The organism is Chryseolinea lacunae (assembly GCF_016735595.1).
In the GTDB taxonomy this organism is placed as follows: Bacteria; Bacteroidota; Bacteroidia; order Cytophagales; family Cyclobacteriaceae; genus Chryseolinea; species Chryseolinea lacunae.
The window spans coordinates 950,916-966,162 of record NZ_JAERRB010000001.1; the positions used below are offsets into that span (position 1 = coordinate 950,916).

A 15,247-nucleotide genomic window follows, 5' to 3' on the forward strand; every position below is an offset into this window, starting at 1 on the left:
GAAAGATTTGACCGGATCGCGTAAATTACTTCCCTAAACCTGAGGTTATGCGCAAAATCGATCAGCTTCTTTCGGAGTATGGCGAAAGCCACCAGAACGCCACCAACAAAAGCATTCACTGGATTTGTGTGCCCCTGATTTTTCTCAGTGTGGTGGGTCTCATCGCGTCCATTCCGGCACAGCCCGTGCAGTCGGTTTTGGGCGAAGGCAATCCCTATGCCAACTGGGCCGGCGTGCTGCTGGTGCTGGTGCTTATTTATTATGTGTCGCTTTCCATACCTTTGAGCATTGGCATGGCCCTGTTCGGCGCATTTTGCATGATGGTAGTGAACCTGCTGGTGCGCATCAACCTGGCCCCGCTGTGGGTGATGAGCCTCATCATTTTTGCCGTGGCCTGGGTGGGACAATTTTATGGACACAAGATCGAAGGCAAAAAACCGTCGTTCCTGAAAGACATCCAGTTTCTGCTCATCGGTCCGGCGTGGCTCATGCACTTTATTTATAAACGCATTGGAATTCCATACTGATTGGGAGATTACATTTTTCACGAAGCCCCTTTACCCGCAGATTTCACTTTTGATTTCGAAGAGTCGTTGTTCAACACGGCGGCCTATCGGCTGATGCAGTTTCCACAAGGGTGGCACTCGTTCTATGCCGTGGACCGGAAACAACAAACCATAGTCGCCTCCTTTCACCTTCACCTGGCACAAGACTTCGCCCAGAGCCCGGCCCGCGCGCCGTTCGGGTCGGTGGAATGTGCCGACAGCATCCCTCCCGTCATCCTGTTTCAATTCATCGGATTTGTCGACTCGCGCATAAAAACGTTTGGCGCGGCACGCATCCAGGTGAAACAACCACCCGCGGGCTACGCGCCACAACACGCCGCCCTGCTTCAAACATTTTTCCTTAACCTGGGCTACACCGTGGTGGATGCCGAGGTGGGCACGATGATTCCGATCTCCCAAGACTTTTCCACACACCTCCACACCTGGGAGAATCGGAAGCTGAAGCAGGCACAATCGTCGGGACTGGTGTTCCGTCAGGTGGCCTCCGCCGAAATCGACGCGATCTATCTTTTCATCCTGGCGTGTCGCAAGCAAAAAGGATATGCGTTGTCTATGTCGCTGCCCGAGGTTCGTGCCGTCGCTGAGAAACTGCCACAGCACTATCTTTTGTTTGGCGTTTACGAAGCCGAGATCTTAGTGGCCGCTTCCATTGCCATTGTCGTGAACAAGCGCGTGCTCTACAATTTCTATTCGGCCCACGACAACGCCTTCGATCACCTCAGCCCCGTGGTGCTGTTGCTGCAGGGGATGTATGACTACGCGGCAGCGCACGGCATGCAACACCTCGACCTGGGCACTTCGGCCATTGACGGCAAACCCAACTTCGGACTGCTCGATTTCAAACTTCGCCTCGGCGGTGTGCCCTCTTCAAAATTCACGTTCCAAAAAATTCTGGTGTAATGGATCAGCCGCTGGTGTCGGTCATTTGTCTTTGCTACAACCACGCGCCCTTTGTGGTGGAAGCGCTCGAGTCTGTCTTCCACCAAACCTACCTGAACCTGCAAATTATTATTGTGGACGACGCCAGCACCGACAACAGCGTGGCCGTGATTGAACGCATGCTGGGCACGCAGTCCAGCCCAAACCTGCAATTCCTTTCCCTGCCTCAGAACATAGGCAACTGCAAGGCCTTCAACCAGGGCTTGCAACATGCCACCGGCGCGTATGTGGTAGACTTCGCAACCGACGACGTGATGCTGCCCACACGCATCGAGCAACAGGTGAAACTATTCCTCCAACTCGACAACTCCTATGGCGTGGTGTTCACCGACGCATTCTACATCGATCCACAAAGCCAGGTGTTCCGACAGCACTATGCCTATCTGTTTTCAAAGAAACTGCTCACCCACGTGCCACAAGGCGATGTGTATCGCGATGTGCTCAGCACCTACTTTGTTTCTTCACCGAGCATGCTGGTGCGCAAAAATGTTTTGGATGAATTGGGTGGCTACGACGAAACGCTTGCCTATGAAGATTTTGATTTCTGGGTAAGGTCCGCACGCCGCTATAAATATGCCTTCATCAACGAAGCCCTCACCAAAGTGCGTCGTAAACATCAATCACTTTCGTCGGGTTGGTATGTGCCGGGCGATCCTCAACTGCATTCCACCTATCTGGTTTGTCGCAAAGCGCAAAAGCTCAATCGCGATGAAGGCGACAACGAGGCCTTATTAAAACGCGTGCGTTATGAGCTTCGCCAGTCGGTATTTTCTCAAAACTATGAAGAGGCGGAAAGATTCTATTTGTTGTTGAAAGAACTGGCAACACCCCGCGGCACAGATTTGATTCTCGGTCGGCTCATCCAATGGAAACCTCCCCTGGCCCGCCTGCGACAACTCTACCATCACCTGCGCTACTAACGCTTCCACAAACGCATCTCGATGGAGATGCGCGTCTGGTCTTTGTTCAGGTTCGCCGCGCCGCCGTGAATGAGGTAGGGAGAAAAAATCAGCACTTCATTTTCTTTCGGATCAGGCCGCTCCACGGTGTAGTCGCCGCGAATGTCGGTAACGGCCGGCACGTTAAACTTCACGCCGTTGATGTGCGCCCCGGCTTCCGTTTTCTCAATGCGCGACTCAGGCCACCGATGACTTCCCGGAACAAGAATGAGCGACGAGTTTGCATTGCTACCCGCCACGGGAATGTAGAGGTTGATGCAGTCGTCATAGTCTTCCAGCCACACATCGCGATGCAAGGGATTGTTGTCGGCTTGCTGCGGACGGATCACACGAAAGTGAAAAACAGATTGATTATCGTAAGGATTGCACGCCACCAACGACACGCGGCACAACTCAGAAATGCGCGCTTCAACATCAGCAATGGCAATGGGAAAATCGGCAACATTGAGCAGCTTGGTTTTATCTACAGCGCGAAGGTGTGTAGTGAAGTCAGGAACAAGGCGATGATAGTTTTCAAGTAAAAAATTTTCATCCACCGTCAATCCGGCTTCCTGCCAAAGTCTCAACAACAACGCACGGGTTCGTTTGGAAAATTCAGCAAAGAGGTCGGGCGAAAAAAGTTGCTGCACACCAAATCCCGTTTCAGCCCACGAAGTCGCAGCCGTCAGATCAACCGCCGCATCCAACAAAACGTTTGCCTCACCCCACGCGCGACTACCCACAGGCTCGTATGAAAGCGCCACACCGTTGACTTTATATTCCATGCCCCGTCACTAAATACTTTTTTTTACCATGACTAAAGACTCAAGACTTAAGACTCAAGACTAAATTCTACTTCCGGTTGTCTTCTCCCAACATCATGCTCAAATAACTCTCATAGCGACTCAACGCAATTTCACCGGCACGAATAGCGTCGAGCACGGCGCATTGGGGTTCGTTAATGTGCACGCAGCGCGCACCAAACTTGCAGTCGAGGCGCACATCGCGCATCTCGGGAAAATAGTCGGAAATTTCCTGTTCGTTCATGTCCACCAGTCCCCATTCTTTTATGCCCGGCGTGTCGATCACAAAGGTGTTGTTGCCCAGAGGAAACATTTCGGCAAAGGTGGTGGTGTGTGTGCCCTTCGATGAAAAGTCAGACACCTCGCCCACCGTCTGTTTGATGTGCGGGGCAATCTTGTTCAGCAGCGTGGACTTACCTACGCCCGAATGACCCGCCACGAGGGTTGTTTTGCCCTGAAGAATTTCGTGCACCACGTGCTGATCTTCCTCCTGTGCCGAAAGCAGAAAACAGGTGACACCGATTTTAGTATACAAAGCCATCACCGCTTCGGCCTGTTGCAGACCTTCTGCGTCGAGCAGATCTTTTTTGTTGATGATGAGCACCTGTGGAATGCGAAACGATTCGGCCGTCACCAAAAAGCGGTCGATGAAACCCAGCGATGTGCGGGGAAAGGCCAGCGTCATCACCAGCAATGCCTGGTCGATGTTGGCGGCCAGCACATGCGAGTGGCCCGTCTTCTTCACCGACTTGCGCAGGATGTGATTTTTGCGGGGGAGGATGGCCGTGATGGATCCCACGTTGTGCTCCAGGTCGAAGGCCACGGAGTCGCCCACGGCCACGGGGTTGGTTTCCTTGATGCCTTCCAGCCTGATCTTGCCCCGCACGCGACAGGTATGCACCGTACCGTCGGAGGTTTGCACTTCGTAGAATGAGCCGGTGGAGCGTAGAACGATGCCTTCCATTAGGCCAGCAAAGTACGGCAATACTTCATGATCTTTTCGGTAGCCCCCAGGTTTTCCTCCACATAGAGCTTGGTGACGGCGCACGCCAGCAAAAAGCTCTCGGGCGAGTTCAGCAATTCATACTTGGCTTTCAGGTCGGTATAGTCGCGCACTTCGAAGGCGCCCCCCAGGTTGATGAGGTCCACCGCCTCCTGGTATTTCTCGTAGTCTTTGTTTCCAAAAAAAATAGGCACACCATAACACGCCGCTTCCAGGATGTTGTGAAGTCCTTTGCCAAACGCTCCCCCCACAAAGGCAAACTCGCCATAGCGATAGAGCCGCGACAGCATGCCGATGTTGTCGATGATGAGCACCTGGTAATCTTCCAGCGTCTTGCCCTGCGCCTGCGAATAGCGAACCGACTTCACCTGCAACGCACCCTCCATGGTGGCGATGAACGGCTCGGTGATTTCATGTGGCGCGATGATGAACTTCACGTTGTTTTCGTTTATCAACGGTGCCAGCACATCAAAGTCTTCGGGCCAGCAGCTTCCCACCACAACGGTTTTTTGGTCGTTCTTGAACTGGCGCGCCACGGCAATGTCGTCGCCTTGTTTCACAATGTCGAACACCCGGTCGAAACGCGTGTCGCCCACCACCGAGCAGGTGTTGATGCCGATGGATTTCAGCAGGCGAAGCGATGCATCGTTTTGCACAAAAAACCACGAGAAGTTCTTCAGAATGTTCTTGTAGAAACCGCCGTAGGGCTTGAAGAAAAGCTGGTCTTCGCGAAAGATAGACGACACGGAAAGCAACGGTATGTTTCGGTTTTTCAACGTGCGGGCATAGTGATGCCAGAACTCATACTTCACAAAAATGGCCATCACAGGCTTCACGATGTCGACAAATTGCCGGGCATGGGCGGCGCTATCCCACGGCAGGTAGCAAACATGATCGGCCAGTTCATAATGTTTCCGAACTTCATAGCCCGAAGGCGAAAAGAACGTGAGCAGGATGTTGACGCGGGGGTATTCTTTCTTCAACGCCTCGATGATGGGACGCCCCTGCTCAAACTCGCCCAGCGACGCGCAATGCACCCACACCACCGGCGCCGTGTTGGACCCGTAGCGGGACTGAAGTATTGAAAAGACATCTTTCCTTCCGGTTACAAATGCATTGGCTTTATTATGAACAAGGGCCGCCACACGATAGGTCGCGCGCATGCACAAGAGCAGGAGATTGTAGAAGACGATCATGCAAGCGTAAAAATAGACAACTTGACGTGAACCACAGAACACCTCATTTTTAATTTGAAGACGCCCACCTGCGGGTAACTAATAAATTTTTACTTTTAGGATTAAAAAACACCTCAAACATGATGCGATCACTACTCCAAAAGCTTTCCATCCTCCTTCTCATCACACTTCCCTTTGCAGGCCACGCACAAACCGAGAGCGACATTGGCAAGTTTCTCAACGCCGGCGCCGACGACGCGGGCAAACTGATGAACGCCTACCTCACCCCCATGATTGAAGGCACATCCTATGGATTCAACGGTGGCTGGTTCACCACGGCAAAGGCACACAAAACACTCGGCTTCGACATCGGCGTTTCCATGAATGCCGTCTTTATCCCCTCCTCCAAAAACACCTTTCGCCCCGACGAGCTGGGCCTGTCGCAAACGCGGCTCATATCGCCCCTCGACGGCAACGCGCCCACCATTGTGGGACCCAAAACAGCCACAACCTACGTCAGCGATTTTGGCGGCGGGTCAACCGCCAGGTTCTCCGGTCCCGAAGGCCTGGACTTCAAAGAGAATTTCAAGATCAGCGGCGTGCTGGCTCCCACCGTTCAGGTTGGGGTGGGCATCTATAAAAATACAGACCTGAAAATCCGGTGGATGCCCGAAGTGAAAGCGGGTGTCACCAAAGTGAAGTATCTTGGCTTCGGTGTTTTGCACGATGTGAAACAACACATCCCCGGCATCAAACACCTGCCCTTCGACCTGTCCGTGTTGGTAGGCTACACAAACATCAAAGGCACCACAAACCTCGCGGGCTATGTGCCGTCGGGCGATGCCAGCCGCGCACAGCAAATCGAATACACCATGAACGCCTGGCTCATGCAGGCACTCATTTCCAAGAAACTTGCCATGGTAACATTCTATGGTGGTTTCGGCTACAACGCCGTGAAGACAAAAGCCAACGTGACGGGCTCCTATGTATTTGAGGCTTCCGCTCCGGCCGTCAGCGATCCCATTGCCATGTCCTTCAAAAACAACGGCCTGCGTGCCACCGCCGGCATGCGCCTCAACCTGGGCCCGATCTATATTTCGGGCGACTATTCATTGCAGTCCTACAACCTGCTGACCGTAGGTTTGGGTGTGACCCTCCGCTAAGCAACAACCTTATTTTCCGGTATAGAGAGGCTTTCGTTTTTCAACGAAAGCCTTCATGCCTTCCTTCTGATCGGCCGACGCAAACGTGAGGTAAAAGTTCTTGCGCTCAAAAGCCAATCCTTCGTCCAGCAACGTTTCGAACGACCGGTTCACGGCCTCCTTGGCAAGCTGCACAGCAATGGGCGACATGCGGGCAATTTCCGTGGCGAGAGCCACCGCTTCCTGCAGATACATTTCGATGGGAACAATCTTCGTGATGAGGCCATGGGCCAGGGCTTCCGTGGCCGGCATGAAACGTCCGGTCAAAATCAACTCCATGGCTTTGGCTTTGCCCAACGCCTTGGTTAGACGCTGTGTGCCACCGGCACCGGGCAACGTGCCGATCTTGATTTCGGGTTGACCAAACGTGGCGGTTTCAGAGGCAATAATCATGTCGCATGTCATGGCAAACTCACAGCCACCTCCCAACGCAAAACCCGACACGGCCGCAATCACGGGCTTCTTGGTTTTCCGGATCTGGTCCCACGTGCTGAACTGGTCAATAAGCAACATGTCTATCGCCGACATATCGGCCATTTGTTTGATGTCGGCGCCGGCGGCAAAGGCCTGGTCGTTGCCGGTGATGATGATAACGCGCACGGCGGCGTTGCCGTCGAGCTGCTTCAGGGCATCGCGCACTTCTTCCATCAATTGCCGGTTCAGGGCGTTCAGTTCTTTCGGACGGTTCAGTTGAATGAGGGCTACGGCGGGAGCATATTGCTCGGTCACAAGGATGAATTCCATAGGGCGGCGGTGTTTGGAAACAAAGCTAAAAAGAATCGCGCCTATAAAATAGAAAAGCCACCTCCTGAGCGAGAGGGGCTTTTCAAATCAAAAGGTAACTTATAAAAGTATACTAATGCAGGGATTAATATCGCGAACGCTTCCATCGTAACCGCGCAGGTATTTATTTTGGGAGGAGTTTACTAAAAAAGCAGTTTTTCTGCCGTTTTCGCCCTATGACTAAAGTAAAAGTTCTTTTTGTGTGCCTGGGAAATATTTGCCGCTCGCCCCTGGCGGAAGCCATTTTCAAGGACAAGATCAAACGCCGCAACCTCGATCACCTGTTTGTGGTAGACTCGTGCGGCACGGCCAACTATCACGTGGGCGACACACCCGACCCGCGCACCATCGCCAACGCAAAAAAGAACGGCGTCGAAATCGACCACCTGGGGCGGCAGTTTGGAACGCGCGACTTCAAAGACTTCGATCACATTCTGGTGATGGACAGCAGCAACCACAGCAACGTGATGCGCCTGCTTGGCGACCCGGCCCACGCCGGCAAGGTGGCCATGATGCGCAACTTCGACCCTACAGGTTTTGGCCACGATGTGCCCGATCCCTACTATGGCCAGGAGCGCCACTTCCAGGAAGTGTTCGACATCCTCGACCGCTCTACCGAAAACTTTTTAGATCACCTGGAGAAAGAACTGAAACGCTAAGGTTTCTCGGTGACAGCACGGCCAATGAGCGCGCTGATCTTTTCAGACACGGCAATCTTGCCCGCGTCTTCAATGGCCTTGCCCGACATTTTCTTTAGCGTCTTGCGGAGAATATCCACCACTTTGTCGTCGTCGTGGCGGGCGGCAAAGTCTTCGAGATAATATTCTATAAACACCAGGCAGATCACGTCTTCCAGCACTTGCGTGTCGGGGTGATGTTGCAGCAGTTCTTTTTTCAAGAGGAGGAACTTCACTTTCTCTATGGTGTCCGTGTCATAGCCACACCTCGTCAACACCTCTTCCGCGATTTTGGCGTGATGCGCCTTCAGGCTGTTGCGCCATTGCAGGTAGCCTTTGCGATCCATCGGGTAGGTGTTCCGTGGTATTTCCCATCGGCCAATGTGCTGGCAGCGTGCGGCAAGCTTCATATACTCCGGCCCCAAGGGCAGAAAGCGCTTGAGCCGTTCGCTCATGCGTTGAGCATACAGCAGTTCTTTGGGAAGGCTCTCGCCGTTCCATTCTTCCAGGTGAGGGTCGTTCTGGTTATAGGCATCAAACATAACGATGGCTTTGTCGAAACGTTCGGAAGTGAAGGCCATAGCGTGAAATTTTTGCCACAAGGTAAGGCATTTCACCGACATGCCGATTGGGAAGCATGGTCCACCGATGTGTTCGCCGACGCCAACAGGTTTCGGTGAACCGGCAGACGATTTTTTCACCGACGCCAATCCGCTGTTCACCTACCGGCCACCGGCCCCGGCCTTTTAGCGATGGCCCTGCAGCCAAAAGGTGCCGTTATTTGAATCATAATCAAACACAACATGGAAACAATCGATAAAAATACAGGCACTCCAGGCAACACCACCCCTACCCCTCCTTCACAAGATTGGGAAAGCGGCAACAACCGTGGACGCATAGCAGGCGGCATCTTTGTGGTAGGCGTAGGCAGCGTGTTGCTGGCGCGCCAACTGGGTGCAGACATTCCCGAGTGGGTATTTTCATGGCCCATGATCCCCATTGTGATCGGTCTTTTTGTGGGCATCAAACATTCGTTCCGTCAAATGGGCTGGCTCATACCCGTGGCTATCGGCACGTTCTTTCTGATGAAAGACTTCATAGGCTTCGACCTGTTGCCCTTCTGGCCCGTCATCATCATCATCGTCGGTCTGGCCATCATGATCAAACCCCGGCGCAACCGCCACTGGCGCCATGCCCGGCACGAAGAGCGTTGGAAGCGCCGCTGGGAGAGTCACCATAGCTCCAACACCACCAGCGACGGCGACCACATAAGCTCGGTATCTATTTTTGGAGGAACAAAAAAAAACGTGATCAGCAAAGACTTTAAAGGTGGCGAAACGGTGTGTCTGTTCGGCGGTCTTGAATTGAACATGATCCAGGCCGACGTGACCAACCGCGTGAAACTGGATGTGGTGCAACTCTTTGGTGCCACCAAAATTGTGGTGCCCGCACACTGGAAAATAGTATCAGACGACCTGGTGACCGTGTTCGGCTCCATTGAAGATAAACGTGTGTTTCAACCCGGCATGGTGTATGACGATGCCAAAGTCCTCGTGCTCGAAGGTACCTGTGTCTTCGGGGGAATAGAACTGAGAAGTTACTAGTAGTAGTATGCAAATTATTATCATCATCCTTCAAGCAATCCTTATGAACTGGTATATCACAAAAATCGTATTCAGCATCTCTGCCGAGCAAAGCGCCAAGGCACAATTCGACGAACAACTCCGGCTGGTGGCCGCCGAATCGAAAGAAGAAGCGTTTCTGAAAGCGCGCGTGATCGGGCTTCACGAAGAAGACACGTTCTATAACGACAACATGAAAAAAGTGAAGTGGGAATTCATCAACGTGTCGGAAGTGGTGGCCCTCAAAAACCTGGAAGACGGTGCGGAAGTATATTCCCGCATCCACGAAATGGAAGAAGGAACATCGTACATAAATTTTGTACACCAAAAAGCCATCGCGCTTCGTCTCAACGCCATGCCTTTATTCTAACTTAGGCGTTCATAACCGGCCCCTATGCAGACGAACCTTACAACCTCAAGAGTAATACTCGCAACCTTTGGCTGGTGCTCGATGCTGGTGCTCTTTGAAACCTATGCACTCATGAGCACCTTCTCGTTCGACCTGACGGTTGCCCTGGCCGACTCCGTCAACTTCAACCTGTTGGTGTTCACCGCCGGCTATGTCATGTTCAACACGTTGAAATTTTATCAGCCTGCCCCCAAAAATGGTTTCTATCTGCTGGTGTGGAGCGTCGCGTTGGCCAGCCTTTGCGCCGTGTTGCACCGCTATGCCATGGCACACTATTTCTTTCAGGACAACGTTGCCTATCAAGAATATCTAGTAGGATCGCACGTGATCCGCGGATTGTTCGCCTGGCTTTTCATTGCCCTCATCGGCATGCAAACCTGGATCTGGTTCTACATCCAGGATCAACGCGCCAGCGAAAAGCGCGAACAGGAAACCCTGAAGTTTTCGCGTGAAGCCGAACTCGCTTCGCTGCGTCAACAACTTCAACCCCATTTTCTTTTCAACAGCCTCAACTCCATCAGCGCCCTGGCCGGTTCCAGACCGGAAGAAGCGCGCAAGATGATTCAACAACTCTCCGACTTTCTGCGCGGAACCATCAAAAAAGATGACCAGCAGCTGGTGAGCCTCGAAGAAGAACTCAAACATTTGCAACTATACCTCGACATCGAGAAGGTGCGCTTCGGTCACCGCCTCAAAACCGAAATCATCAGCAACGAAAACACCGCCACGATGGTGCTACCCGCACTGTTGCTGCAGCCCGTGGTAGAAAACGCCATCAAGTTTGGCCTCTACGACACCATCGGCGAAATCACGATACGCATCCAGGCCAGATCAACCGACAGGAACCTGATCATCGTCGTAGAAAATCCATTCGATCCCGAAACATCACACCCCCGGCAAGGCACAGGCTTCGGCCTCAACTCGGTGCAACGCAGGCTCTCCCTGCTCTATGCAAGACAGGATCTTCTGACAACCCAGGCCGTGGGCACACTCTTCAGAACCGAAATCAAAATTCCCCAACCCGCATGATCAACGTAATCCTCATCGACGACGAACCGTTGGCCCGCAGCATCGTGGCCGAATACCTGCGCGACTTCCCCGAGTTTTCGATCGTGCAGGAATGCAACGATGGCTTTGAAGGCGTGAAAGCCATTGGCATCCACAAACCCGAACTGATTTTCCTCGACATACAAATGCCCAAAATCAACGGCTTCGAAATGCTGGAGCTGCTGGAACAACCTCCGGCCGTGATCTTCACCACAGCGTTCGACGAATACGCCATCAAAGCATTTGAAGCACATGCCACAGACTATCTGCTGAAGCCGTTCAGCAAAGACCGCTTTGGCAAAGCCATTCAGAAATGGTTGAGCCAGCGACAGAACACCGAACCAAAAGCCGAAACGTCGGCGCTCATTCATCAGGAAGTGCGCCAGCCCGACGAGCGCAACCGCGTGGTGGTGAAAGAAGGCAGCAACATCCGAATCATTCCCGTACACGACATGACATACCTGGAAGCGTATGACGACTACGTGAAGATCTTCACGCAAAAGGAAATGTTCCTGAAAAAGAAAACCATGAGCTTCTACGAACAAAGCCTTGACCCGGCCCAGTTCGTGCGCGTGCACCGGTCCTACATTGTGGCCGTCTCACAGATCACCCGCATCGAGCCGCTCGAAAAAGATACACACCTCGCGTTATTGAAAACAGGTGCCAAAATTCCATTGAGCAAAACGGGCTATGCCAAATTGAAAAGTGTGCTGGGACTATAGGTTATAAAATAATAATAAAAAAAACGTTGGGCTAGTGTCCCGTTGCCATCGGTTTGGTGTGGGGCACTCCTTTCAAATTTTTCTTCAGGCTTGCCCGCGCCAGCACCGACGCCAAAATGGTGAGAACCGCCCCCAAAAACATGGGCGCTCCCGGCAGATAGAGTGTGGCAGGATCCTTTGTGAAATAATGAAAGATGCTCGACATAAGAATCGGGCCGATAATGGAAGTAACGCTCATCAAACTGGTAAGTGCCCCTTGCAATTCGCCTTGCTCGTTTGCCGGCACTTGTGTCGAAATGATGCCTTGTATGGCCGGATTGGCAATGCCACCCATGCAATACACCATCGTGAACGCAAACATCATCCAAGATTGCGTAGCCACGGCAAAGAGCACCAGTCCCAACGCGCTAAGACCAAGTCCGATATAGATGCTGCGCATGTTGCCGAGCTTGGGAAGTATGATGCGGATCAATCCACCCTGCACAATGCCCACTGCTAAACCTACAACGGCGAGAGAAATGCCCACCATGGTTTCATTCCACTTGAATTTTTCTTCGGTATAATAAACCCAGTTGCTTTGCACGGCATGCGCCGAAATAAAAACCAGCACAAGCGACGCAACCAGTCCCAAAATCACAGGATAACGCTTCAGGTTAAGCAACGAACTGATGGGATTGGCACGCGACCATTCAAACTTGCGCCGGTTCTCGGGACTGAGTGATTCGGGCAAAATAAAAAATCCATACACACAATTCACCAGGGTAAGTCCCCCCGACACAATGAACGGAACCCGCGAACCATAGGGCGCAAGAAACCCGCCCAGCATGGGGCCAATAATAAAGCCCAATCCAAACGCCGCCCCAATCAATCCAAAATTTTGCGCTCTCTTTTCCGGAGGACTAACGTCGGCAATATACGCCGCCGCGGTAGTAAAGCTCGCGCCCATCATGCCGGCCACGAGGCGTCCCACAAACAGCCAGCCTATGGAGGGCGCCAACGCCAGCAGCGCATAGTCCAGGCCAAAGCCCAGCAACGAAAGCAACAACACGGGTCTGCGACCAAAACGGTCGCTTAGTCCGCCCACAATGGGGGCACAAAGAAATTGCATTGTGGCATACGCCGCCAGAAGCCATCCGCCATACGAAGCCGCCTCGCTCACCGTGCCGCCAATCAATTCCCGGATCAGGGTGGGCGTTACCGGGATGATGATTCCCAGGCCGATAATATCAATGAGGAGGGTGGCAAAGATGAATCCCAGAGCGGGCCTTCTGCTAGACATAGAACGGTGGTTTTGCCGTCAAAGTAAGTTGATTTTTCCCAAATCTGCTGTTGCCTATGCCGGGGATGCCGATAATTTAATAAGCTTCTAAATAGGAGGAAAAGTAATACAAGTCCCTTTCCGTCAAGGTCCGGCATCAACGCCCGTAACCTTTCGTCTATCCGATCGCCCCCGTGCGTTTATCGGCGATCACTGATCAGGTGATCCCTGCACGTACTCGCCAACCCAATTCCACCCGTTTAGAGAAAGTTTTGTCCTGTAATGGGAAGGACCATAAAACCAAAGCGCGTTTTTGAGGTTTCTGGAGCGTTCGGGCCGGTGGCACAGGGTTTGGAATATTGCCATCAACAAACCAACGCTAACCGCTTAAAATTATGAAACCCATTTCCATCATCTTCTTCTTTATCATCATCGCTTCTGCACTTGTGTTTGCCGGAATCTATATGTTTTCTCCTGAAGTGGTGGAATCTAACCCCGCAGTGTTTGCCGTGGGCCTGGTGTCGATCCTGATTGTATGCATGTTTGGTATGATGCACTACATCCCTTCGACTGTAGCTGAGAAAAATCAAAATTACTAATACAAACAAACCTATCCGGTCCATCCTACCGGAGCCGACCGGAAAAAATATTGTTGTGCGCTTTAATCTACTTGAACCCAGGCCAAAAGCCTGGGTTTCTTGTTTTGTGTCTATCCGCAGAAGAACAGTCGATTTTCGCGGGTTGTTACCTTATGCCGGTTGACGCATCGGCTTCAGCGCCTTGGCCCAGCGCTCCAGCTCGCCGAGCATCACCTGCGTGGCTTTTACCAGGGCATCGTCGCCTTTAAAGTTTTCCTGATCGTCGAAATATTTGGTAAAGAAGGGAATGTTCACAGCCTCGGTGAGGGGCACCATCTTCAACGATGTCACCACACCCTTTATCATTTGCAGCGACCGCGTGCCGCCCGACAATCCGCCATAGCTAACAAAACCTACAGGTTTATAGGCCCACTCGTGAAACAAAAAGTCGATCGCGTTTTTGATCGGCGCGGGAAAGCCATAGTTGTATTCTCCCAACACAATCACAAAGGCATCGGCCTCGTCAATCTTTGCACTCCATGCTTTGGTATGCGCATGTTTGTAGTCCTTTAATCGGGGATGGGCTGCTTCGTCCATAAAGGGAAGATTGATCGCGGCGAGGTCCAGCAGTTCCACATCGAAAACGGGGTTGGCTTTTAGGGTCTCGAGGGCCCAGGTGGCAATGGGTTCGCCCTTTCTTCCAGGGCGTGTAGTGGACGTGATGATCTTCAACTTAAGCGGTGTGTTCATAGGTTTGTGTTGGCGTTATCTAAATTCACCCATAACAACCCCGTGTCATTTCAAAAAGTTTGGCGTGCCAGGTTAATAATTCAGACGGCATCACACACAAACCTTGTCGGCCTTGTGCAAGTAGGCTGTGTTTTCTAATTTGTTCCCGATAGGATACAGACCCCCTGCCTTGCGCCATGTACGATCTCATCCTCGACCATATTTCAAGACACATCCGGCTCACACCCGCCGAGGCAAACCGCTTCACCAGCGTGTTGCGTCACCGGAAAATTCGCAGGCGGCAGTACCTGCTCCAGGTCGGCGACGTGAGTCAGTACGAAAACTTCATCACCAAGGGATGTCTGCGTGCCTACACAGTCGACGCTCAGGGCGGTGAGCACATTGCCATGTTTGGTGTGGAAGGCTGGTGGATCTCCGACCTGTTCAGTTTCCTCACCAACACCCCCGCCACCCAAAACATCGATGCCCTGGAAGACAGCGAGGTGCTTTCCATAGAGAAGAGCGACCTGGAAAAATTATACATCGACGTTCCCGAATTCAACAGACTGTTCCGGATCCTGTTGCAAAACGCGTTTGTGGCACATCAAAAAAGAATTCTCGCCTCCATCAGCCAGACGGCCGAAGAGCAGTACATGTCTTTCATTGCCCGCTATCCCACGCTCGACCAACGCGTGCCACAACATCAAATCGCTTCCTACCTGGGCCTCACGCCGGAGACCCTCAGCCGCATCCGCAAGCTGCAGGCAAAAAAATAGCCCGGCACTGCGGGCTTCCA

General features: G+C 52.4%; 18 protein-coding genes. 11 read left to right on the forward strand and 7 right to left on the reverse strand.

From position 1 onward, the window contains the following. Nucleotides 1-47: 47 nt before the first annotated feature. The 3 genes from JI741_RS03715 to JI741_RS03725 are packed head-to-tail and all read left to right on the forward strand — an operon-like array spanning nt 48 to nt 2,425. Nucleotides 48-527 carry an Mpo1 family 2-hydroxy fatty acid dioxygenase gene (locus tag JI741_RS03715; protein ID WP_202007497.1) on the forward strand — a complete coding sequence of 160 codons (480 nt, stop codon included), beginning with the start codon at nt 48-50 and terminating at the stop codon, nt 525-527. Beyond that, nucleotides 528-1,466, forward strand: coding sequence for a GNAT family N-acetyltransferase (locus tag JI741_RS03720; RefSeq protein WP_202007499.1), 939 nt, complete (start codon nt 528-530; stop codon nt 1,464-1,466). It begins immediately after the preceding gene. Then, entirely contained in the window at nt 1,466-2,425 is a 960-nt protein-coding gene (locus tag JI741_RS03725; RefSeq protein ID WP_202007501.1) for a glycosyltransferase family 2 protein, read from the forward strand. The genes JI741_RS03720 and JI741_RS03725 overlap by 1 nt, the downstream gene beginning before the upstream one ends. Here JI741_RS03725 and JI741_RS03730 read toward each other — a convergent pair. The 3 genes from JI741_RS03730 to JI741_RS03740 all read right to left on the reverse strand — a co-directional run bounded on the left by JI741_RS03730 (nt 2,422) and on the right by JI741_RS03740 (nt 5,445). Continuing rightward, the gene (locus JI741_RS03730) at nt 2,422-3,228 is read right to left on the reverse strand and encodes a phytanoyl-CoA dioxygenase family protein (protein ID WP_202007503.1); all 807 of its coding nucleotides are present in this window, start codon (nt 3,226-3,228) and stop codon (nt 2,422-2,424) included. The two genes, JI741_RS03725 and JI741_RS03730, sit on opposite strands and share 4 nt — an antisense overlap. Before the next feature lie 67 nt (nt 3,229-3,295). Next, nucleotides 3,296-4,210, reverse strand: coding sequence for a ribosome small subunit-dependent GTPase A (gene rsgA, locus JI741_RS03735; RefSeq protein ID WP_202007505.1), 915 nt, complete (start codon nt 4,208-4,210; stop codon nt 3,296-3,298). Next, nucleotides 4,210-5,445 carry a 3-deoxy-D-manno-octulosonic acid transferase gene (locus JI741_RS03740; RefSeq protein ID WP_202007507.1) on the reverse strand — a complete coding sequence of 412 codons (1,236 nt, stop codon included), beginning with the start codon at nt 5,443-5,445 and terminating at the stop codon, nt 4,210-4,212. The genes rsgA and JI741_RS03740 overlap by 1 nt, the downstream gene beginning before the upstream one ends. A 119-nt stretch (nt 5,446-5,564) precedes the next feature. Between JI741_RS03740 and JI741_RS03745 the strand changes: the two genes are divergently transcribed. After that, nucleotides 5,565-6,587, forward strand: coding sequence for a DUF6588 family protein (locus JI741_RS03745; RefSeq protein WP_202007509.1), 1,023 nt, complete (start codon nt 5,565-5,567; stop codon nt 6,585-6,587). A 9-nt stretch (nt 6,588-6,596) separates the two neighbouring features. On the opposite strand, the gene JI741_RS03750 is transcribed toward JI741_RS03745, so the two are convergent. Next, nucleotides 6,597-7,370, reverse strand: coding sequence for an enoyl-CoA hydratase-related protein (locus tag JI741_RS03750; RefSeq protein WP_202007511.1), 774 nt, complete (start codon nt 7,368-7,370; stop codon nt 6,597-6,599). A gap of 215 nt (nt 7,371-7,585) precedes the next feature. On the opposite strand from JI741_RS03750, the gene JI741_RS03755 reads away from it, so the two are divergent. After that, on the forward strand, nt 7,586-8,068 hold the full coding sequence (locus tag JI741_RS03755) for a low molecular weight protein-tyrosine-phosphatase (protein ID WP_202007513.1): 483 nt from the start codon (nt 7,586-7,588) through the stop codon (nt 8,066-8,068). Here the strand turns inward: JI741_RS03755 and JI741_RS03760 are convergent. Then, nucleotides 8,065-8,667, reverse strand: a complete 603-nt coding sequence (locus tag JI741_RS03760; RefSeq protein WP_202007515.1) for a DUF4202 domain-containing protein — start codon at nt 8,665-8,667, stop codon at nt 8,065-8,067. The two genes, JI741_RS03755 and JI741_RS03760, sit on opposite strands and share 4 nt — an antisense overlap. Nucleotides 8,668-8,889: 222 nt before the next feature. Here JI741_RS03760 and JI741_RS03765 point away from each other — a divergent pair, with 222 nt between their 5' ends. From JI741_RS03765 to JI741_RS03780, 4 genes are read left to right on the forward strand one after another with little or no spacing between them, the layout of a single operon-like run. After that, on the forward strand, nt 8,890-9,690 hold the full coding sequence (locus tag JI741_RS03765; RefSeq protein ID WP_202007517.1) for a LiaF transmembrane domain-containing protein: 801 nt from the start codon (nt 8,890-8,892) through the stop codon (nt 9,688-9,690). A 43-nt stretch (nt 9,691-9,733) separates the two neighbouring features. Then, nucleotides 9,734-10,078, forward strand: coding sequence for a DUF4288 domain-containing protein (locus JI741_RS03770; RefSeq protein WP_202007519.1), 345 nt, complete (start codon nt 9,734-9,736; stop codon nt 10,076-10,078). A 24-nt stretch (nt 10,079-10,102) separates the two neighbouring features. Further along, nucleotides 10,103-11,146, forward strand: coding sequence for a sensor histidine kinase (locus JI741_RS03775; protein ID WP_202007521.1), 1,044 nt, complete (start codon nt 10,103-10,105; stop codon nt 11,144-11,146). Continuing rightward, a complete protein-coding gene (locus tag JI741_RS03780) occupies nt 11,143-11,886 on the forward strand; it encodes a LytR/AlgR family response regulator transcription factor (protein ID WP_202007523.1) in 744 nt (247 codons plus the stop codon). The genes JI741_RS03775 and JI741_RS03780 overlap by 4 nt, the downstream gene beginning before the upstream one ends. 31 nt (nt 11,887-11,917) lie before the next feature. On the opposite strand, the gene JI741_RS03785 is transcribed toward JI741_RS03780, so the two are convergent. Continuing rightward, nucleotides 11,918-13,165, reverse strand: a complete 1,248-nt coding sequence (locus JI741_RS03785; protein ID WP_202007525.1) for a TCR/Tet family MFS transporter — start codon at nt 13,163-13,165, stop codon at nt 11,918-11,920. A gap of 374 nt (nt 13,166-13,539) precedes the next feature. Between JI741_RS03785 and JI741_RS03790 the strand changes: the two genes are divergently transcribed. Continuing rightward, nucleotides 13,540-13,743 carry a hypothetical protein gene (locus tag JI741_RS03790; RefSeq protein WP_202007527.1) on the forward strand — a complete coding sequence of 68 codons (204 nt, stop codon included), beginning with the start codon at nt 13,540-13,542 and terminating at the stop codon, nt 13,741-13,743. Nucleotides 13,744-13,893: 150 nt separating this feature from the next. On the opposite strand, the gene JI741_RS03795 is transcribed toward JI741_RS03790, so the two are convergent. Next, complete coding sequence (locus JI741_RS03795; protein ID WP_202007529.1) at nt 13,894-14,472, reverse strand: NADPH-dependent FMN reductase; 579 nt, start codon at nt 14,470-14,472, stop codon at nt 13,894-13,896. Between the two features lie 176 nt (nt 14,473-14,648). Between JI741_RS03795 and JI741_RS03800 the strand changes: the two genes are divergently transcribed. Next, entirely contained in the window at nt 14,649-15,227 is a 579-nt protein-coding gene (locus JI741_RS03800; RefSeq protein ID WP_202007531.1) for a Crp/Fnr family transcriptional regulator, read from the forward strand. Nucleotides 15,228-15,247: the final 20 nt, after the last annotated feature.